General features: G+C 38.5%; 16 protein-coding genes and 1 riboswitch. Of the genes, 9 read left to right on the top strand and 7 right to left on the bottom strand.

The window, feature by feature from the left end; translation table 11 throughout:
- The first annotated feature begins 274 nt into the window (after positions 1–274).
- The 3 genes from nadA to thiL all read left to right on the top strand — a co-directional run bounded on the left by nadA (position 275) and on the right by thiL (position 3,820).
- The gene (gene nadA, locus BM107_RS06370; protein ID WP_397238598.1) at positions 275–1,315 is read left to right on the top strand and encodes a quinolinate synthase NadA; all 1,041 of its coding nucleotides are present in this window, start codon (positions 275–277) and stop codon (positions 1,313–1,315) included.
- Positions 1,316–1,423: 108 nt separating this feature from the next.
- Positions 1,424–2,662, top strand: coding sequence for a dicarboxylate/amino acid:cation symporter (locus tag BM107_RS06365; protein WP_090981390.1), 1,239 nt, complete (start codon positions 1,424–1,426; stop codon positions 2,660–2,662).
- A gap of 117 nt (positions 2,663–2,779) precedes the next feature.
- A complete protein-coding gene (thiL, locus tag BM107_RS06360; RefSeq protein ID WP_090981389.1) occupies positions 2,780–3,820 on the top strand; it encodes a thiamine-phosphate kinase in 1,041 nt (346 codons plus the stop codon).
- A 342-nt stretch (positions 3,821–4,162) separates the two neighbouring features.
- On the opposite strand, the gene BM107_RS06355 is transcribed toward thiL, so the two are convergent.
- Positions 4,163–5,548: a DNA recombination protein RmuC gene (locus tag BM107_RS06355; protein WP_090981387.1), complete on the bottom strand. Its 1,386-nt coding sequence runs from the start codon at positions 5,546–5,548 to the stop codon at positions 4,163–4,165.
- Positions 5,549–5,666: 118 nt separating this feature from the next.
- Here BM107_RS06355 and purU point away from each other — a divergent pair, with 118 nt between their 5' ends.
- Positions 5,667–6,506 carry a formyltetrahydrofolate deformylase gene (purU, locus tag BM107_RS06350; RefSeq protein WP_090981385.1) on the top strand — a complete coding sequence of 280 codons (840 nt, stop codon included), beginning with the start codon at positions 5,667–5,669 and terminating at the stop codon, positions 6,504–6,506.
- A gap of 227 nt (positions 6,507–6,733) precedes the next feature.
- Here the strand turns inward: purU and BM107_RS06345 are convergent, their stop codons facing one another.
- Positions 6,734–7,873, bottom strand: a complete 1,140-nt coding sequence (locus tag BM107_RS06345) for an NAD(P)/FAD-dependent oxidoreductase (protein WP_090981383.1) — start codon at positions 7,871–7,873, stop codon at positions 6,734–6,736.
- Between the two features lie 83 nt (positions 7,874–7,956).
- Between BM107_RS06345 and BM107_RS06340 the strand changes: the two genes are divergently transcribed.
- Complete coding sequence (locus BM107_RS06340; protein WP_090981452.1) at positions 7,957–8,652, top strand: zinc metallopeptidase; 696 nt, start codon at positions 7,957–7,959, stop codon at positions 8,650–8,652.
- Between the two features lie 537 nt (positions 8,653–9,189).
- Here the strand turns inward: BM107_RS06340 and apaG are convergent.
- Positions 9,190–9,576 carry a Co2+/Mg2+ efflux protein ApaG gene (gene apaG, locus BM107_RS06335; protein WP_090981381.1) on the bottom strand — a complete coding sequence of 129 codons (387 nt, stop codon included), beginning with the start codon at positions 9,574–9,576 and terminating at the stop codon, positions 9,190–9,192.
- 34 nt (positions 9,577–9,610) lie between these two features.
- On the bottom strand, positions 9,611–10,618 hold the full coding sequence (gene dusB / locus BM107_RS06330; protein WP_090981379.1) for a tRNA dihydrouridine synthase DusB: 1,008 nt from the start codon (positions 10,616–10,618) through the stop codon (positions 9,611–9,613).
- A 44-nt stretch (positions 10,619–10,662) separates the two neighbouring features.
- On the opposite strand from dusB, the gene BM107_RS06325 reads away from it, so the two are divergent.
- From BM107_RS06325 to BM107_RS06315, 3 genes are read left to right on the top strand one after another with little or no spacing between them, the layout of a single operon-like run.
- A complete protein-coding gene (locus BM107_RS06325) occupies positions 10,663–11,589 on the top strand; it encodes a CPBP family intramembrane glutamic endopeptidase (protein ID WP_090981377.1) in 927 nt (308 codons plus the stop codon).
- Positions 11,570–11,776, top strand: a complete 207-nt coding sequence (locus tag BM107_RS06320; protein ID WP_134204437.1) for a putative signal transducing protein — start codon at positions 11,570–11,572, stop codon at positions 11,774–11,776. Before BM107_RS06325 ends, BM107_RS06320 begins: the two co-directional genes overlap by 20 nt.
- A 43-nt stretch (positions 11,777–11,819) precedes the next feature.
- Positions 11,820–12,629 (top strand): phosphatidate cytidylyltransferase, encoded by an 810-nt coding sequence (locus BM107_RS06315; protein WP_090981373.1) that lies wholly within the window; start codon positions 11,820–11,822, stop codon positions 12,627–12,629.
- Between the two features lie 162 nt (positions 12,630–12,791).
- Here BM107_RS06315 and BM107_RS06310 read toward each other — a convergent pair whose 3' ends face one another.
- The 3 genes from BM107_RS06310 to metE form a co-directional block, all read right to left on the bottom strand.
- Positions 12,792–13,457, bottom strand: a complete 666-nt coding sequence (locus BM107_RS06310) for a class I SAM-dependent methyltransferase (protein ID WP_090981371.1) — start codon at positions 13,455–13,457, stop codon at positions 12,792–12,794.
- A gap of 61 nt (positions 13,458–13,518) precedes the next feature.
- On the bottom strand, positions 13,519–13,905 hold the full coding sequence (locus tag BM107_RS06305; protein WP_090497417.1) for an acyl-CoA thioesterase: 387 nt from the start codon (positions 13,903–13,905) through the stop codon (positions 13,519–13,521).
- Positions 13,906–14,089: 184 nt separating this feature from the next.
- Complete coding sequence (metE, locus tag BM107_RS06300) at positions 14,090–16,423, bottom strand: 5-methyltetrahydropteroyltriglutamate--homocysteine S-methyltransferase (RefSeq protein WP_090981369.1); 2,334 nt, start codon at positions 16,421–16,423, stop codon at positions 14,090–14,092.
- 192 nt (positions 16,424–16,615) lie between these two features.
- A riboswitch (cobalamin riboswitch) is annotated at positions 16,616–16,820 on the bottom strand.
- Between the two features lie 126 nt (positions 16,821–16,946).
- Here metE and BM107_RS06295 point away from each other — a divergent pair.
- Positions 16,947–19,643, top strand: coding sequence for a M14 family metallopeptidase (locus BM107_RS06295; RefSeq protein ID WP_090981367.1), 2,697 nt, complete (start codon positions 16,947–16,949; stop codon positions 19,641–19,643).
- Positions 19,644–19,869: the final 226 nt, after the last annotated feature.

Raw genomic sequence — 19,869 nt, 5'->3', positions numbered from 1 at the left:
GCAATTTTTAAGCAGCTTTATACAAGTAATTAACTTTTTCCCCACTTATAAACAATTAACATTCCACTATTGATAAAAATTGAAGCAATTTTCGATAGCGCTGAAAATCAAACTTATAATATTAGATAAATGTAATCTAAATGTTAGTAAACAATTAATAACTTATCTAAACGAAAGAAATTTCTAAACTTGCCAACAATATTAACACACTAATAAACAAACAAGATTTATTTATTTAAAATAACTTATTAATTATTGAGACGTGGAAAGCTTTATCTTTGACCAACGTCAAAATTCAAAAAAGGAAAATTTTAAAATGAACATAGATGTCTTAGAAGAAATCAATAAAAAAGGTTTCGCAGAAGAAGAAATTGACCCTACGCTTGATCTTTTTGCAGAGATTGAGAAATTAAAGAAGGAAAAAAATGCCATAATCCTAGCTCACTATTATCAAGATCCTGATATACAAGATATTGCGGACTATATTGGTGATAGTTTAGGCTTATCACAAGAAGCTGCAAAAACGGATGCTGACGTAATTGTGTTTGCTGGTGTACACTTTATGGCCGAAACAGCAAAAATCTTATCTCCTGGCAAAACTGTTTTATTACCGGATGTAAAAGCAGGTTGCTCATTGGCAGATAGTTGTCCACCACATCTGTTTAAGAAGTTTAAGGAAAAATATCCTGACCACCTGGTCATCACTTATGTAAACTGTACGGCCGAATTAAAAGCTTTAAGTGACATTGTTTGCACGAGTACTAACGCGGTTCAGATTGTTGAGAGTTTACCTAAAGACCAAAAAATAATATTCGGACCAGATCGTAACTTAGGGGCTTATGTTGCAAAAAAAACTGGTCGGGATTTAGTATTGTGGAACGGTGCCTGTATGGTACATGAAATTTTTTCCCAGGAAAAAATTACAAAATTGAAAGAACGCCATCCTAATGCTAAATTTATTGCCCATCCGGAATGTGAAGAGGTCGTTTTGAAAATGGCTGATTATATTGGTTCTACAACCGGGCTTTTAAAATATACCATTACTAACCCTGCTACAGAATTTATTGTAGCTACCGAAAGTGGCATTATCCACCAGATGGAAAAGGCGAATCCGACAAAAACATTTATTCCGGCGCCACCAAATAACAGTTGTGCCTGTAACGATTGTCCGTATATGAAAAGAAATACTTTAGAAAAACTATATTTATGTATTAAAAATGGTTTGCCAGAAGTAACTGTTCCTGAGCATATTATAGAGCAGGCACGCAAACCGATTCAAAGAATGCTGGATATTTCAGCAGAATTGGGATTGTAAAAATAAAAATCGTCATTGCGAGGAGGTACGACGAAGCAATCTTACAACTATTGCTACTGGCGTGCGTATTAAGATTGCTTCGTGCCTCGCAATGACGAAAAAGATCATATGGAAAAAAACAACATTCTTAAAAATTACTCAGGCTTACTATGGCTTTTGGCGGGAATCTCCGTCGGAAGTATCGTGGGCTTAATTTTTGGAAAAAGCGTTGAAAGTATCAAACCATTAGGAGATATATTTTTAAACCTGTTGTTTACAGCTGTTATTCCGTTGGTGTTTTTTGCGGTTTCTTCAGCTATTGCAAATATCGATAGAACAAAAAAGTTAGGCAGATTATTAACCATTATGGTTTTGGTATTTCTCTCTACCATACTCATTTCTGCGGTTTTAACTTTATTTGCGACATGGATCTTTCCTATCCATCAGCAATTAGGAAGTGCTGCTTTGCCAGCTGAACCTGAGAAAGTTGTGTCATTTGGCGAACAAATGACACAACTTTTAACAGTTGGTGAATTTTTCGAAATCGGAAGCAGGAAAAATATGCTGGCGCTGATTATTTTTTCAGTTTTGGTAGGTTTTTCAACTTTATATGCTGAAAAGGAAGGTGAAAGTTTTAAAAAATTCCTGGTTTCAGGCAATGAAGTGATGAAAAAACTCATCATCTTAATTATGAAGTTAGGGCCGGTTGGATTGGGTGCTTATTTTGCCTACCAGGTTGGGGTATTTGGTCCACAGCTTTTTGGTACCTATGCTAAAGCCCTGGGTCTGTATTATGGTGTTGGGGCATTTTATTTTATTGTTTTTTTTACTTTTTATGCTTTCGTTGCGGGTGGATTTAAAGCAATAAAAGTATTTTGGAAAAATAATATTGTACCTTCTTTAACTTCCATTGGAACTTGTAGCAGCATTGCCACTATTCCGGCAAATTTGGAAGGAACTATGAAAATGGGCGTACCGGCATATATCACCAATGTAACGATTCCTTTGGGATCAACTTTGCATAAAGATGGCTCAAGCATCAGTTCCATTATCAAAATTGCAGTCGTTTTTGCCATTTTTGGTAAAGATTTAGTGCATGTAGATACGATTGTACTGGCTCTTGGCATTACCGTTTTGGTGAGCATTGTTGAGGGTGGAATACCCAATGGCGGTTACATAGGCGAATTATTGATGATTTCGGCCTATCAGTTACCACCCGAGGCGTTACCACCTGCGATGATTATAGGTACTTTGGTTGATCCGATGGCGACATTATTAAATGCCACAGGCGATAATGTTGCGGCGATGTTAATTGCCAGGTTTACCGAGGGAAGAAATTGGATGGAGAATAAAAATCTGTCATCCTGACGAAGGAAGGATCTTCAACTATGAAGCACCTGATTTAAGGTAAAGATTCTTCGCTGTGCTCAGAATGACAATTAAAATTTTAAAAATAAAATGAGGCTTTGTCCTTAAGTATAAGTTATGTTTGAAAATAAAGAACGCACAGATATTAATGAATTAGGTGAATTCGGCTTAATTAAACACCTGACAACTAATTTTAAAATTAAAAACGATTATTCGGTAAAAGGAGTTGGCGATGATGCTGCAGTACTGGATGCAAGAGGTAAACAGACTTTAATTTCGACCGATTTATTATTGGAAGGAATCCACTTTGATTTGGCTTACGTGCCGTTAATGCATTTGGGTTATAAGGCCGTACAGGTAAACCTGAGTGATATTTATGCCATGAATGGAAAGGCAAGTCAGATTACCGTTTCGCTGGGTTTGTCGAGCAAATTTCCGTTAGAAGCCGTTGAAGAAATTTATAAAGGCATTGAACTGGCCTGCAATAAATACAATATCGATTTGATAGGAGGTGATACTTCATCAAGTAAGCAAGGTTTGGTGATCAGTATTACCAGTATTGGTTATGCCGATGCAGATAAAGTGGTGTACAGAAATGGCGCACAGGAACATGATTTGTTATGCGTTTCAGGCGATTTGGGCGGAGCCTATTTAGGCCTGCAGATTTTAGAAAGAGAGAAATTGATCTATCTTGAAAATCCGCAGATCCAGCCGGATTTAGAAGGAAAGGATTATATCATCGAACGACAACTGAAGCCTGAAGCCAGGATGGATATTGTTGCGCTTTTAGATGAAATGAATATAAAACCAACCGCTATGATCGATGTATCAGATGGTTTAGCTTCAGAAATTCTGCATCTGGCCGAACAATCAGATAAAGGGATGACCATTTATGAAGAGAAAATTCCTTTAGATCCAATGACTTATGAAACTGCACGCGAATTGGGTATTGATCCAACTGTTTGTGCGCTAAGTGGTGGTGAAGATTATGAATTGTTATTTACCATTAGCCAGGATGATTACAAAAAACTCAAACATGATGTAGATATTACGGTAATCGGACATGTAACGGATAAAAATTCGGGTTGCAAAATGGTGTCCAAATCAAATAATGTGCACGAGCTGAAAGCCCAGGGCTGGAATGCTTTTAAGAAATAATATTTATCAATAAACAGTAAGTCGTCATTTCGAGCGAAGTGTAACGTAGTTGAGAAATCTATATTAGCAGATCTCTCCATTCCACTGCGTTCCATTCGAGATGACGATTTTACTTTTTAGTCGATACTGCTAAGAAAATATAAAACGTTCTCAGCTACATCTACTTTTTTGTTGTAAAGCCGTCTATATTGCTTATAGGCAAAATAAATGTATTCTATTCACTGAAAAAAAAAGAAAAAAAATCGTCCTAAGGCTATCAGAAAAAATCACTAAATTTGCAAGTTTTACCTTTTAAGTATTTTTCCCGAAAAATCCAGAGGCCTTGAGTCATAACTATAAAAGTTATAAATCCTGTATTTCATTCAAATCCAAATACTTTGTATCAATCTGTTTCGAAGTCTTTGCACCCAATTTTTTTATCTTTTCTGAAGTATTGGTTAAATTTCCTGTACCTGCTGACAATTTATTAATGGCTTTATCGTAGGCGTCCTGTCCATTTTTAATATGTTTTCCAATGTTCTCCATGTCGGCAATAAAGCCTACAAACTTATCATACATGCTGCCGCTTAAACGGGCAATCTCCATTACGTTCCGGTTTTGACGTTCCTGTTTCCATATACTGGCTATAGTGCGCAAAGTAGCCAGCAAAGTAGATGGACTTACGATTACCACCCTCCTGTCCCAGGCGAAATTGAACAGTTCGGCATCTTTTTGTACTGCAATGCTAAAAGAAGATTCGATGGGTACAAACAATAAAACAAAGTCCGGAGAATTAATTTTATATAAATCCTGGTAGTTTTTTGATGAAAGTTCCTGAATATGGTTCTTAATTGAGGCCAGGTGCTGCTTTACATAGCCTTCACGCTCTTCATCCGTATCTGCAGATACGGAGCGCTCATAAGCAACTAAACTTACTTTAGCATCAACAACGAGGTGCTTATCGTCTGGAAGGTCTATTACCACATCTGGCTGGTAACGGCTGCCTTCGGCTGATGCATGCGAAGCCTGGATACGGTATTCCTGATCCCGGACCAAACCAGACCGCTCCAAAACCTTTTCCAATATAATTTCGCCCCAATTGCCCTGTTTTTTACTATCGCCTTTTAGCGCTTTGGTTAAATTATTGGCGTCTTCCTGAATAAGTTTACTTTGAATCTGCAGTTCCGAAATTACACCTTTGAGTATATTTCTTTCATCAGATTCTGCTTTATAAACCTTTTCTACCTTATCTTCAAAAGCCTTGATATTTTCTTTCAAAGGATTAAGGATAATATCCAGATTGGTCCTGTTCTGCTCGATAAATTTGGTCGATTTTTCCTCCAGAATTTTATTGGCAATCAGTTCGAAATCTTTATTCAGTTTTTGTTGCGACTGCTCATAACTTAATTTTTGTTCTGCTAACTTTTCTTTCTCGGCCAGGTAAAATGATCTCGTACTTTCGAGCTCACGGTTGGCATCTGCAAGCCGGTCGCGCTCCGCCTGTAACTCATCAATTAAACGCCGTTGTTCATCTTTAAGCAAAAGGGTAATATGCTCTTTTTCTGCAGATAAGTTAGAAACACGTTCGTCCGCTTTGGCTAATCTTATTTTTAAGGTTTCATTTTCACTTTTTGTCCTTTCAAAATCTTCTAACGAAACGATGGGGATTGAAGCCTGAGGTTTCTTTAGTAATAAAATAACCAGGACAATTAAAATTACAATTAGCAAAGCAATACCAGCGATCTCCATAATGATAAGAATTTTAGCAAAAATGTAGATTTAAAATAGATATACCAAAAGAAATTAGTCAGTTTTAACCGTAAAAAACCGTAAAAATTATTTATAATTGGATATTAGTATTTTAAAAATGAACGCTTTAACTGTCCTTATTTCCTGTCGAGATCAAGTGGGTTTGGTTACCCATATTACCCGTGTGCTGTCTGCGCATCAACTGAATATCATTGCCATGCGCGAATTTGTAGATGAAGCCAATAAAGCATTTTTTACAAGAATTGCCTGTACCGGAAATCTGGAAAATCCTGAAAAATTAAAGGAAAAACTGTTGGAAAATTTACCACATGCGGCTGAGGTAAATCTAATTACCAAACAGGAAAAACAGATCGCTGTTCTGGTGACTAAAGAGTATCATTGTTTGGCAGAAATACTGATTAAAAATCACTTTAAAACTTTAGGGGCAAATGTTCAATGTGTAATTGGTAACTACGAAAGCCTTAAAGATTTTACCGGGAAACTGGGGATTCCCTATTTTTATGTAGATCATAATAATAAAGATAAAAGTGACTTTGAAGCTGAAGTAAAAACGATCATTAATCAGTTTGAGGTAGACTACCTGGTATTGGCTAAGTTTATGCGAATTCTTTCAGCTGATTTTGTAAACGATTATGCAGGTAAAATCATCAACATCCATCACTCCTTTTTGCCTGCTTTTATAGGTGCCAATCCTTATCGGCAGGCTTTTGAGCGCGGGGTGAAAATTATTGGTGCTACCGCACATTTTGTTACCGATAATTTAGATGAAGGGCCTATTATTGCGCAGCATACCAATCATGTAGACCATAATTTTGGTGTGAAGGAAATGGTGCATGCCGGTAAGGAGATAGAAAAAAAAGTATTATTGGAGGCTTTGGAACTTATTTTTGAAGACCGGGTTTTTGTGAGTGGAAACAAAACGGTGGTGTTTAAATAGGCGATAAGCGTTTAGGGGGTAGCGTATAGCGAAGCCGAATGGTGTCGTCATTGAGAGAAGGCTTTTCAGCCTACGAAGCAATCTTATGCCCAGGGCTATCATCGACCGCTGTAAGATTGCTTCGTCGTTCCTCCTCGTAATGATGATGAATCTTAAAGCATCTTTAAAGAAAACCAAACTCTGCGCCCTCTGTGCTTTCCTCTTTGTTCTCTGTGGTAAAAGAACTGCTATAGTTTATTTAACAACAAATTCGCCACATCTTCTCCGGTTTGCGAGCCAATAGCAACGCCCATACCATTACACCTGGTTGCACAAAATACATTTGGACGGATTTCTTCTATATGCGGTTCAAGTGTTTTACCAAAAGCCATAATCCCACTCCAGCGGTAATCAATTTCATATTTAGTGGTTGGTAAGATTACTTTTTTTAGCAGATGCTCAAGCGCAGATTGCACTGGTTCGGTGTGGCCAAAAGTAGTAGTTTGTTCGGCTTTGAAATCAATATTTCTACCACCACCCAATAAAATTCTGTTATTTATATTCCGGAAATAGTAATAACCTTTATCATAATGGAAAGTACCCGCAATCTTTAGATCTTTTATCGGTTTAGTTATTAAAACCTGACCGCGACCTGGGTTGATATCCACATCAGGGTACAGATCTTTGATAAAGGCATTGGTTGTAAGAATCAATTGTTTACAAGAAAAATTTCCATTTTTGGTAATCAGGCAAAAACCTTTTGATTCTTCTTCAATCCGGTCTACAGTACAATTATTAAAAATACCAATGCCTAGTTGTTGTGCATATTGAATCAAAGCGTACATCATTTTACCACTATCAATCTGGGCTTCATATTTATTTTCGATTAAAGTACTTACCCCTTCGAAACCAGATAAACTGATTTTTTTATTGTTTACACGAAAAGCATTGGATCCGACAATATCATTAACCAAAAGGTTAAAATGTTCAATTTTGGATACACCTAATTCAGCTAAAGAATGATCTTCTTTTTTAAATAGTTCATATCCGCCCAGGCATTGATAATCAATGGTATTATCGCCCAACAAATAACGTAGTTTAAGCAGACCTTTCCACCGTTTTTCGATGAGCATTGCAAGTCGTTCGCTACCCATCCTTTTCTCTTGCTCAGTTAGTTCAGAAATGCTTCCAAAGCAGGCGAAACCAGCATTTTTTGTGCTTGCACCGGTAGGTAAAAATCCCTTTTCAAGTATGACTATCCTTAACGAAGGAACTGTTTTTTTAAGGTGAATGGCGGCATTTAATCCTACTATTCCACTGCCAATTACAATCGCATCATAATTACAAAAAAATGATTCTTTTTCCCAGTATGAAAGTTCGTTTGGCATAACATAAATGTACTGTTTTTTAAATTTTAAATAATATGGGAACGCTTTTTGATATAGGCTAAATGAAAAACATACATAAGAAAATGGGAGTTTATTTAATATTAATCATCCCGGTATTATTGCTGAGCATGTTTGTACAATGGCGATTTAGAAACAAGTTTTCTAAGTATGCTGAAATGCAATTAAGCTCTGGTTTATCGGGCAAAGAGGTAGCAGAAAGAATGCTGCATGATAATGGAATATACGATGTGAAGGTGATGAGTACCGAGGGACAATTAACAGATCATTACAATCCGTCAGATAAAACCGTTAATTTAAGTACTGATGTATACTATAGTCGTAGCGTAGCAGCTGCAGCGGTAGCGGCTCACGAATGTGGTCATGCGGTGCAACAGGCGAAATCATATAACTGGTTGCAGTTAAGAAGCAGCATGGTGCCGGTAGTGAGCATATCATCTAATCTTTTGCAGTGGGTATTATTAATAGGTGTATTGTTAATAGGTTTTACCGGAAACCCGATTGTTTTGGCGATTGGTGTAGTGGGTTTAGCATTAGTAACCGTATTTAGTATCGTTACCCTACCTGTTGAATTTGATGCCAGCAACCGGGCCTTAGCCTGGCTAAGAAACAATAATGGTGTGATGCAAACACAGGAAGAAAATGCGCAGGCCAAAGATGCACTTTGGTGGGCAGCTATGACTTACGTGGTTGCGGCTGTGGGTGCATTAGCCAATTTATTATATTACGCATCAATGCTTTTTGGACGGAGCAGGGATTAGGGAATATTGAATATGAAAAATACAACGCGGCCAGGATAATGATCCAGGCCGTTTTTGTTTATTAATTTAAGCCGATTGTCATGCTGATCTGATAGCCATCGGATTTGTTTTACAAGTAGAGGTAGTATTTTAAATTGTCTTGTAGCGATTACGTGGTCAGAATCTTTCCAACTAAATAAACCTGATTGAAATGCGGTATCTATCAGACCAGGTGATGACTATATTTAAAATATCTATTTGGAAAGCAGGTTTTATGATAATGGGAAAACTTCGGTCCCGCTCCCGCTTCTGCCGATGAAAATATCGGCATTTCGCTCTGATCAGGTTTAGGTGGCACGGTAGCTTGTACTATTTGGGGTTGCAGGGTGCATAGATAACCTAAGCCTTTTTTTTTGATGTAAAAGCTCAAAGCGTGGAGAGTACTTGGAGCAAAAAAGCAGGAATAATTAGTAAAATGGAATACTGAATATGCTTTTCTAAAATGAATTTTGGTCTAGCCGTTCGACTATTCCATGGGTGACAAGAGTAAATAAGAGATTAGTTTAACCTATAAGGGGCTACCAATTGAAATTCTGGGATGTCAACATCAAATTCAGAGCCATCTATATCGCGTTTCATCAGGTAAGTGCCTTTCATGCTGCCCATATCGGTTTTGAGGTTACAACCTGAAACGTACACATGCGTTTCGCCAGGTTGGATAATTGGTTGTAGACCTACAACACCTTCACCTTCTACTTCTCTACGGCTTGAGTTCGAATCGAAAATCAACCACTGGCGGCGCATTAACTGGACAGCATAATCAGAGAGATTTGAAATTTCTACGCGATAGGCAAACATATAATGTTCGTTCGCCGGATTTGAATATTCTGGCTGGTAGACGGTTTCTACCGAAACCTTAACACCATCTGTAATTGCTGTAACCATGATAATAACGAATGTAAGAAAAAACTTTCAAAAATCAAGCCAGTACACTGGTAGCATCATAGTTGGCAAATTTTTCTGCCACTTCTTCTAAAATGCTGTAAATGTTGCTGATATCTGATTCAGCAACCAATCGCATGCGATACGGTTTAAAATCTGGCAGGCCTTTAAAATAGTTGGCATAATGGCGACGCATTTCGAAAATACCGGTTTTAGGACCTTTCCACTCCAGCGATTTATCCAGGTGTGTACGGCAAACTTCAATTCTTTCTTCTATGGTTGGTCCGGCCAGGTGTTTTCCGGTTTTGAAGAAGTGTTTTACTTCGCGGAAAATCCATGGATAACCAATTGCGGCACGACCGATCATAATACCATCTACCTCATATTCCATGCGCCAATTGGCTGCTTTTTCAGGACTATCTACATCACCGTTACCAAAAATCGGTATTTTAATGCGCGGATTACGTTTAATTTCACGGATTAAACTCCAATCGGCCTCTCCCTTATATAACTGTGCCCTGGTGCGGCCATGAATGGTTAGCGCCTGGATACCCACATCCTGAAGCCTTTCGGCTACTTCATAAACATTTTTGGTATTGTCGTCCCAACCCAAGCGGGTTTTTACGGTAACAGGTAAATGCGAAGCTTTAACCACCGCATCAGTCATTTTTACCATTTTATCAATATCCTGAAGCAAACTTGATCCTGCACCTTTGCAAACTACATTTTTTACGGGACAACCATAGTTGATGTCAACCAGATCGGGACCTGCTGCAGAAGCAATTTCTGACGCCTCACGCATGTGTTCGATATCGCCACCAAAAATCTGGATGCCAATTGGTCGCTCATATTCGAAAATATCCAATTTTTGCAGGCTTTTTGCAGCGTCCCGGATTAAGCCTTCCGAAGAGATGAATTCGGTATACATCATATCTGCACCGTTTTTTTTGCATACATAACGGAACGGTGGATCACTTACATCCTCCATTGGAGCCAGCAATAACGGGAACTCACCTAAATCTATATTTCCTATCTTTACAGACATTTTCTATCTTCAACGATTAATAAAAACATACAAAGGTACAAATAATGAGTTTTGTAACACCCATCCGCAAACGCAGCCACCCACTTTTACAGATATTTTTACTTTGCGTTTACTGGGCTGTAGGTGCGGTAATATGCACATTATTAGGCTTTGTAGTGGTTGCAATTTTTTATGGTACTTCGATATTTGGCGAATTTGGAACCATTATGAGCGGTGACCCTAAATTTATTACAGCCTTAAAAATAATACAGATTTCGAGTTCTATAGGAATGTTTATTTTGCCTCCTATTGTTTTAGCGTATACAGAGGGACAAAAACCGAATACGTTTTATAGGTTTAACAAGCCTAATTTTCTTCCTTTTGTTCTGGTTTTTGCCATTATGGTGGTGAGTATGCCTATTATGGAGTGGGTAACGGTTGTCAATCAAAAAATGGTACTGCCTGAGTTTTTAAAGGGACTGGAAAACTGGATGAAAATGAAGGAACAGGAAGCCATGAAAATGACCATTCAACTGATTACGGTGAGGAGTAACTGGGATTTTGTGGTTAACTTGGTGATGATTGCCGTGTTGCCTGCTATTGGTGAAGAGCTTTTTTTTAGGGCTGGGCTGCAAGGTTCATTGCAAAAAATGTTGGGTAATCATCATATTGCCATTTGGAGTGCTGCCATTATTTTCAGTGCGATCCATTTCCAGTTTTATGGTTTTGTGCCGCGTATGTTATTGGGTGCAGGCTTTGGCTACCTGTATTATTTTAGCGGAAGTATCTGGTATGCCATGTTTGCGCACTTTTTAAACAATGCTTATGCGGTTTGCGCGGCTTTTTATATGCAAAAGCATCATATGCCACTTGATAAAGCTGATGAACCGATTGGTTTTCCTTGGTATGGGTATTTAATTAGTGCAATAATTACCATAGCTTTGTTTAAATTTTTTAAAGATAGCGCATCACGTGAGCGAAAATTGGGTTAAGGTATACACCACCAGCAATGCCTTTGCGGCAGAGGTATTAAAACAGGGATTAACAGAAGCAGGTATTCCCGCAGTAACGATAAATAAGCAGCTCTCGGCATATAATATTGGCGAAATAAATGTTTTGGTGAGTAAGTTAGATTTCAATAAAGCCATAGAATACATCGTTGAGAACGAAATTGAATAGTAATAATGACCTTAAACCTTATACCCTTTACCTCTTAACTTAAATGAAAACCAGGGCAATAACCGCTTTCTTTTTTACCATTGTGATGCTTGGCTCTATCTTATTGGGGAGTTACGCATTTACTATTTTCTATCTTATCCTGAGTGGTTTATCCTTATTTGAATTTTATAAGCTGATTAAAAATGCTGGTATCAGGCCACACCGAAACATCGGTTTAATGGCAGGATCTTTAATTTTCCTAATGGCAGCAGGTTTACATTATTTAGAATATGATGTTAAGTACCTGTTGCTCTGTATCCCGCTAATTTTCTCTGTTTTTATCACTGAATTGTATAAGAAAAACAAAATTCCATTTGCCAATATCTCTTATACATTTGTTGGCTTTGTTTATGTAACCATCCCTTTCTGTTTTTTTCATGCCCTCGGTTTCTTAAAAAACTGGAATGAATATAACTTTCATTTACCGCTCGCATTTTTGTTAATGCTTTGGGCAAATGATACCGGAGCCTATCTTTTTGGCGTAAAATACGGTAAGCGCAAACTGTTTGAGCGCCATTCGCCGAAGAAAAGTTGGGAAGGATTTTTCGGCGGCATGTTTACCAGCATTTTGGTCGCTTTTGCTCTGTCTTTTCTTTTTACTGAAAGCCCGTCCTGGGTTTGGATGGGTATGGCTGTGTTAATTGCAGGTTTTGGAACATTGGGCGATTTAGTAGAATCGATGCTTAAACGAAGTTTAGATACTAAAGACAGTGGCGGTCTGTTGCCAGGGCACGGCGGTTTGTTAGATCGTTTTGATGGCTTATTATTGGCTGCACCGGTAGTTTATGCGTATTTGTATCTGATTTTGTATTAGATTAATCACAAAGACAGGAAGACACAAAGAAATAACTTATCTATTGTCCTCGTTTGTAACGAGGATGAATGGGATTCACATTTGTAATGTGGTTTTTGTTATTAGCGATACAATCGCTATTCTCGCTAATCCTCGTTACAAACGAGGACTATAATGTGTTTCTCATGCTGTAGCCGTTACAACATGATATTCCCTTTCTACCTGTTCGCCAGTTTTGCTTTTTATCTGTTCGGTTTTACTAAGAATATTTTCAACTGTAAATCCGCCGTTTTTTAATAGTTCTTTTACCTCTTCTACTTCATAAAGTTTAAAACCATAAGGCGTGAAAGGAAGATTTTGCATAAAAGTTTTATTGGCAAAGCAGATTACCAGAGTGCCATTAAGTTTTAAGGTTCTTTTAATTTCGGTGATATATTCGCTTGGATTTTGCCAAAAGTAGATTGTATTAACGGTAAAAATTTTATCGAACCGATTTTCATCAAATGGCAATGTAATTCCATCTGTCAGTTTAAATTGGACATTTCCCTGTGCTAAGAAAACTTGATTGTTTTTTTCAGCCTCGGCAATAATGGTTGCAGAAATATCGGCACCAAAATACCTGAGGTTTTCGGCTTTTGATAATAGTTGTACGATGTGCCCACCGTTGCCATGACCGATTTCTAAAACAGTTTCATTGTTTTTGAGATTTAATGCATCAATTGCAGAAGTGGTCATGCCAATGTTGCTGGTATGCATCATCTCCCCTGTTTTAATGCCATGTTCGCCTTCCGGGCAGCTTAGCTGTTTCGCAATGTTTTTTAATTCTTCTTCGGAATGTTGATGCTCCATTATTAAATTTAGAGATTTAAACCTGATGAACTTTATATCATTTTAGCTAAAAATTATCAGATTATTTAATGACCTGAACTGGCTTTTTGTTTTCATCAATAGCTACAAAAGTAAAATCGCCATGTACGGCTAATTCTCTTCCTTCAGCGTACATCTGCTCGATATAAATTTCTACGTTAACTTTTAAACTGGTATTGCCTACGTGGTTCACCTTGCCAATAAGCTCTACAATGGTACCTGCTGGAATCGGTTTTTTAAAATCAATCCTGTCGCTGCTTACCGTTACCATAATTTGGCGGCTGAACCGGGTTGCGGTAATAAAAGCCACTTCGTCCATCAAATGCATGGCGGTACCGCCGAAAAGCGTATCGTAATGGTTGGTTGTATTTGGGAAAACGGCTTTAAAAATACTGGTTTTTGAGTTTTCTATTCTTTCTGCTAAGGTCATGGGGGTAAATATAGGGTGAGTAAAAAGCTTTGACAACTTTCTGATTAGAAAGTTGTCAAAGTTGAGATCAGGATAAAACTATCATCCCGAAGATTTTCTTAATACAATTTATTTCAGTTATTCATGTTGAAGAGTCTTCGACAGGCTCAGACTGACAATGAGTGAATGTTTAACACCAATTATATTAATTTACCTGAAGATCTGCCGAAGGTACTTTTTCCGTTTTACGCATCTCTTTTGCGGCTTCAACCATTTCGATCAATGCTTTTTTGGTCTCGTCCCATCCGCGGGTTTTTAAGCCACAATCAGGGTTTACCCAAAGTTGTGCAGAAGGAATAACGGCTTTTGCCTTTTTAAGCAACTGAACCATTTCTTCGCGTTTCGGAACTCTTGGAGAGTGAATATCATAAACACCTGGTCCGATTTCGTTTGGATATTTAAAATCGGCAAAAGCATCTAATAATTCCATCTGCGAACGCGAGGTTTCGATCGTAATTACATCTGCATCCATATCAGCAATGTTTTGGATGATATCGTTAAACTCCGAATAGCACATGTGCGTATGGATCTGTGTATCGTCTTTTACCCCACTTGCTGAGATTTTGAAAGCTTTCACTGCCCAGTTCAGGTAATTTTGCCAATCTGCTTTGCGCAATGGCAATCCCTCTCTAATGGCCGGTTCATCAATCTGGATAATTTTAATGCCTGCATTTTCCAGGTCGCAAACCTCATCGCGGATAGCCAGGGCAATCTGTGTACAGGTTTCCGATCGTGGCTGATCATTCCGTACAAATGACCATTGTAAGATAGTTACAGGACCCGTTAACATGCCTTTCATGTATTTGGAGGTTAGCGACTGGGCATAGGCTGTCCACTTGATCGTCATGGGTTTTGGGCGCGAAACATCGCCAAAAATAATCGGTGGTTTTACACAGCGTGATCCGTAGCTCTGTACCCAACCATTTTTAGAAAAAGCAAAACCATCTAGCTGCTCTCCAAAATATTCAACCATATCATTGCGTTCAAACTCGCCGTGAACCAAAACATCCAGACCGATTTCTTCCTGCCATTTTACTGCTTTTTCAGTTTCTTTTGCAATGAGATCATCGTATTCTTCAATAGTGAGCGCTCCGTTTTTAAGTTTTGCTCTCCAGCTTCTTACCTCTGCAGTTTGTGGAAACGAGCCGATAGTGGTAGTGGCATAAATGGGCAGATTAAGTTCCTGTTGTTTAATTTTTCTGATCGAAAATGGGCTCAAACGTTCGGCATCCTGCTCTTTTAAGGCCAAAACCCTTTGTTTAACTGCCGGACTATGGATGATTTTAGAAACTTTACGGTTAGCAATTGCGATCTTATTTTCTTCGAGTTTTTGCAGGGTAGATGCAGGGCTTTCGTTGGTGATCAGTTTTTTTAAGGTAGCTACTTCCGCAATTTTCTGTTTTGCATAGGCCAGCCATTGTTTAATTTCTAGCGATAAATTTTTCTCATTGGTTTCATTGTCCAGATCAACCGGTGAGTGTATTAACGAACAGGATGGAGCAATCCATATTTTATCCAATCCTCTTTTGTCTACCGCATGGTTAATGATCGAAAGAGATTTCTCAAAGTCATTTTTCCAAATGTTTCTTCCGTCTACCAAGCCTAAAGAAAGAATGGTATCTTCTCTTAACGACGCTAAAACATCGTCTAATTGATCTTCTGCACGGACTAAGTCGATATGTAGAACATTTACAGGTAATGAAGCCGTTAATGCTAAATTATTACCTAATCCTTCAAAATAAGTAGCTAAAACAATTTTTAATCCTGGAAAGGCTTTCCTGATTTCTTTATAGGCATATTCATAAGCTTTTTTGTCTTTTTCCGTCAAATCCAAAGTTAAAAATGGCTCATCAAACTGAATATATTCTACATCCAGCGCTTCTAAGCGAGATAAAATCTCAATATAAACCGGAAGCAGGTTTTTAATCAGGTCTATTTTTTCAAATCCAGCCTCTTTTTCCTTACCCAATAAAAGGTAAGAAACCGGTCCAATCAGTACGGGTTTAGTATTAATTCCTAATTGTTTTGCCTCATAAAACTCGTCGATAATCTTGGTAGAAAAAAGTTTAAAAGGTTGATTTTTGGAAAATTCGGGCACGATGTAATGGTAATTGGTATCGAACCATTTGGTCATTTCCATCGCTACCACATCCAGTCCTTCTTTTTGGTAGCCTCTTGCCATCGCAAAATAAAGATCCAGTTCCTCATTTCCTTTTTTCAGGATCACTTCGTTGTACCTTTTTGGAATGGCTCCAAAAGTTAAGGAATGATCGAGTACGTGATCGTAAAAAGAAAAGTCGTTTGATGGAATTACATCAATCCCGGCTTCTTTTTGAAGTTTCCAGTTTTCGTGGCGGATATTTTTGCCCACCTGCAGTACACTTTTGTACCCAGTTTTATCTGCCCAATAATTTTCGCAGATTTTCTTTAATTCCCTTTGGCTACCTATTCGCGGATAGCCTAGATTTTGCGTTAGCATCTCTCTTAAAGATTAAGTAAATAAATCATTAAAAGCTCTTAAAGCAATATTTGTAATACTTCTTTGTTAAAATTAAATGAAAGGTTATGGCACAGCCTGCCCACTCATCAGCAAAAACTTTAAGCAAGCCTATAAAATTTAAATTTTATCGTGTACAATCAGACCTGACCAATTACTTTATAACGCGAAAGCACCGTCAATTCAACATAGGCAGGTCTCCTGACTTATTCCCGATCCTATCGCCTTCCCATACCGGTAAAGGCACAGTGGCATAAATGATAAGACCGTTGTCTTCTTGTTAAAGACAGAATTTACAGTTGCGCGACAGCTCGTGATTTGCACACGATTCCCTATTAATCCCGGTTGTATTCCGGGAACCTGTATCGGTTGATGAAAATAAAGTTAAGAACTTATATCAGGGCAAATGTATGGATTAGGATTTAAAACTTGTAACAAATTTACAGTAAGCCGTTTTTGGAAATTTTCTCTATTATATTTGATTACCCTACTAAACTATCAAATTATGATGAAAACCTACTTTATCAGGCTTTGTATCGCTTTTTTATTGGTAAGTAACGTTGCTGTGCTGGCACAGGAAGTACCAACGCCCAGATCACATTTCGGTTTTGATATTGGTGATGATTACCAATTGGCCAATTATACCCAGACAGAAGCTTACTTTAAGAAACTCGCAGCAAATTCTGACCGCATTAAACTGGTTGATATCGGTAAAACCGAAGAAGGCAGAATTCAATACATGCTGGTTGTTTCTTCGGTGGAAAACCTAAAGAAATTAGATCGTTATAAAGAGATTTCGCAACAGTTGGCTCATGCAGAAATTACGCCAGAGCGGGCCAAAGTTTTGACAAAAGAAGGTAAAGCAGTGGTATGGATAGATGGCGGATTACATGCAAATGAGGTAGTTGGTAGCCATCAGCTGATTCAGACGATATATGAATTTGCCTCCAGAACAGACCCGGAAACCTTGCGTATTCTGGATAATGTGATCATCCTATTTACACATGCAAATCCCGATGGACAGGAGTTGGTGAGCAACTGGTACATGAGGGAAAAAGACCCCAAAAAAAGAACAACTTCAGGTTTACCGGTTTTGTATGAAAAATATGCAGGACATGATAATAACCGCGATTTTTTTATGTTAAATCTTAAAGAAACACAAAATATTGGTCGCCAGCTTTTTATAGAATGGATTCCACAGATCATGTATAACCACCACCAGGCTGGTCCCGCGGGAACGGTTGTGGCAGGTCCTCCTTACCGGGATCCGTTTAATTATGTTTTTGACCCAACCTTGTTAACCAGTTTAGATGCGGTAGGTGCGGCCATGCATAACAGGATGAATGTAGAAAATAAGCCCGGTTACACTCAACGTGGCGGATCGGTTTATTCTACCTGGTACAACGGCGGATTAAGGACAACTACCTATTTTCATAACATGATTGGACTGCTGACGGAAATTATCGGTAATCCTACTCCCTCTGAAATTCCATTGGTTCCATCGCGTTTGCTGCCAAGTGGCGATTCACCAAACCCAATCACTCCCAGAAAATGGTATTTTAAAAATTCGATTGATTATTCTGTATCGTTAAACTATGCCGTTTTGAATTACGCAGCGCGATACCATGATGAGTTACTGTATAATATTTATCAGATGGGCAGAAATTCGATTGAAAGAGGTAAAAAAGACAGCTGGTCTTTCTCCCCAAAGAAGATAGAAGCCATTAACAGCGCTGCAAAAGGTGAAAAGGGCGCCGCAATTTCCGGAGGCGATGCAGTTTTTGGATCCCGGCGTCAGATTAGCATGAAAGCTTTCGATACCGTGATGAAAGCGCCTGCAAACCGGGACCCACGTGGATATATCTTATCCGCAGATCAGCCTGATTTTAATACTGCCATTAAGTTCTTGAATGCATTGATCAGAACGGGTGTTGTAGTTCAAAAAGCAACCGCTCCATTTACCGTTGCGGGGAAAAACTATCCTGCCGGAAGTTATGTGGTTAAAACTGATCAGGCTTTCCGTCCACACGTTTTGGATATGTTCGAACCACAGGATCATCCTAATGATTTTAAATACGAAGGTGGTGCGCCAATTCCGCCTTATGATGCCGCCGGATGGACATTGGCTTATCTCATGGACGTGAAATTTGATCGCATGCTGTATGACTTTTCAGGTCCGTTTGAGAAAAATCCTTACGGAAAACTCTTACAACCAGAAAATAAATTGCCAAATGGGCCGGGTTATGTATTAAGTGCTGCACAAAATGATTCTTATACTGCAGTTAACGATTTATTGAAAAACAAAGTTGAAGTTTACCGCTCTCCTGAAAATGGCGATTTTTATGTTTCATCAGCAGGAAAAGCAGTACTTGAAAAAGCAAACATCAAACTAAAAATTGCTGCTGCCCCTAAAAATAAAATTAAAGTTTCGACGGCTAGAATTGCCCTTTGGGATGCTTATGGTGGTTCTATGGCATCCGGCTGGGTGCGGTTTCTAATGGAACAGTACCATTATGCTGCCACGGTAATTTATCCGCAGGATATTGATGCCAGAAATTTAAAATCTAAATTCGATGTGATCATTTTTGTGGGCGGTGCCATTCCATCGGTTCAGGGCGGAGGCAGTGGAAACAGATCTGTCGGACCAAAGTCAGATGAAATTCCACAGGAGTTTAGAAACCGTTTGGGCAGGATTAGTGCTGATCAATCCATCCCTGAATTAAAGAAGTTTTTAGAAGCCGGAGGTAACATTGTAACCATTGGGAGCAGTACCAACCTGGCTTATCACTTAAACCTCCCCGTACGTAATGCAATGGTCGAAATTATAAATGGTGAAGAAAAACGATTACCTGCTGAAAAATATTATGTTCCGGGAAGTGTTTTAAATGTTGGTGTAGATAGCACTTTACCAGCCAATTGGGGCATGGAAAAAGAAGCTGACGTTTATTTTGATAATAGCCCTGTTTTTAAACTCACCGGTGACGCCATTGCGGCTGGGAAGATCAAGCCTTTGATGTGGTTTGAAAATGCAACACCATTGCGTAGCGGCTGGGCCTGGGGTCAGGCTTATTTGCAAGATGGGATAACGGCTTTTGAAGCCAGGGTTGGTAAGGGTAAATTATTTGCTTTCGGGCCGGAAATTGCGTTCAGGGCCCAAACGCATGGCACTTTTAAATTGATATTTAACCAGTTGTATAAATAGTTATAGTTGAGTTTGCCATGTTGAGCTTGTTCAAAAACGAATTTACGCTGTTTCTTAAAAAATACCACTTACAAATCTAATATAAAGGTCGTCTTTTCTACTGAAGCGTAGCAAAATCGAGAAATCTTTTTAACATAGTCCAAAGATTTCTCCACTACGGTCTAAATGACGATATCTGGATATAAACTTTTATTGAGATATGGGGCCACTATCCTTAACGATAGTG

The organism is Pedobacter suwonensis (assembly GCF_900111825.1).
Taxonomy (GTDB): domain Bacteria; phylum Bacteroidota; class Bacteroidia; order Sphingobacteriales; family Sphingobacteriaceae; genus Pedobacter; species Pedobacter suwonensis.
The sequence above is the reverse complement of the archived record's forward strand: the minus strand, read 5'-3'. Positions and strand labels throughout refer to the sequence as shown.

Coding starts and splice junctions, on each gene's coding strand:
- BM107_RS06365 (WP_090981390.1), top strand. CDS start 1,424: ATGGAAAAAAACAACATTCTTAAAAATTACTCAGGCTTACTATGGCTT.
- thiL (WP_090981389.1), top strand. CDS start 2,780: ATGTTTGAAAATAAAGAACGCACAGATATTAATGAATTAGGTGAATTC.
- BM107_RS06355 (WP_090981387.1), bottom strand. CDS start 5,548: ATGGAGATCGCTGGTATTGCTTTGCTAATTGTAATTTTAATTGTCCTG.
- purU (WP_090981385.1), top strand. CDS start 5,667: ATGAACGCTTTAACTGTCCTTATTTCCTGTCGAGATCAAGTGGGTTTG.
- BM107_RS06345 (WP_090981383.1), bottom strand. CDS start 7,873: ATGCCAAACGAACTTTCATACTGGGAAAAAGAATCATTTTTTTGTAAT.
- BM107_RS06340 (WP_090981452.1), top strand. CDS start 7,957: ATGGGAGTTTATTTAATATTAATCATCCCGGTATTATTGCTGAGCATG.
- apaG (WP_090981381.1), bottom strand. CDS start 9,576: ATGGTTACAGCAATTACAGATGGTGTTAAGGTTTCGGTAGAAACCGTC.
- dusB (WP_090981379.1), bottom strand. CDS start 10,618: ATGTCTGTAAAGATAGGAAATATAGATTTAGGTGAGTTCCCGTTATTG.
- BM107_RS06325 (WP_090981377.1), top strand. CDS start 10,663: ATGAGTTTTGTAACACCCATCCGCAAACGCAGCCACCCACTTTTACAG.
- BM107_RS06315 (WP_090981373.1), top strand. CDS start 11,820: ATGAAAACCAGGGCAATAACCGCTTTCTTTTTTACCATTGTGATGCTT.
- BM107_RS06310 (WP_090981371.1), bottom strand. CDS start 13,457: ATGGAGCATCAACATTCCGAAGAAGAATTAAAAAACATTGCGAAACAG.
- BM107_RS06305 (WP_090497417.1), bottom strand. CDS start 13,905: ATGACCTTAGCAGAAAGAATAGAAAACTCAAAAACCAGTATTTTTAAA.
- metE (WP_090981369.1), bottom strand. CDS start 16,423: ATGCTAACGCAAAATCTAGGCTATCCGCGAATAGGTAGCCAAAGGGAA.
- BM107_RS06295 (WP_090981367.1), top strand. CDS start 16,947: ATGATGAAAACCTACTTTATCAGGCTTTGTATCGCTTTTTTATTGGTA.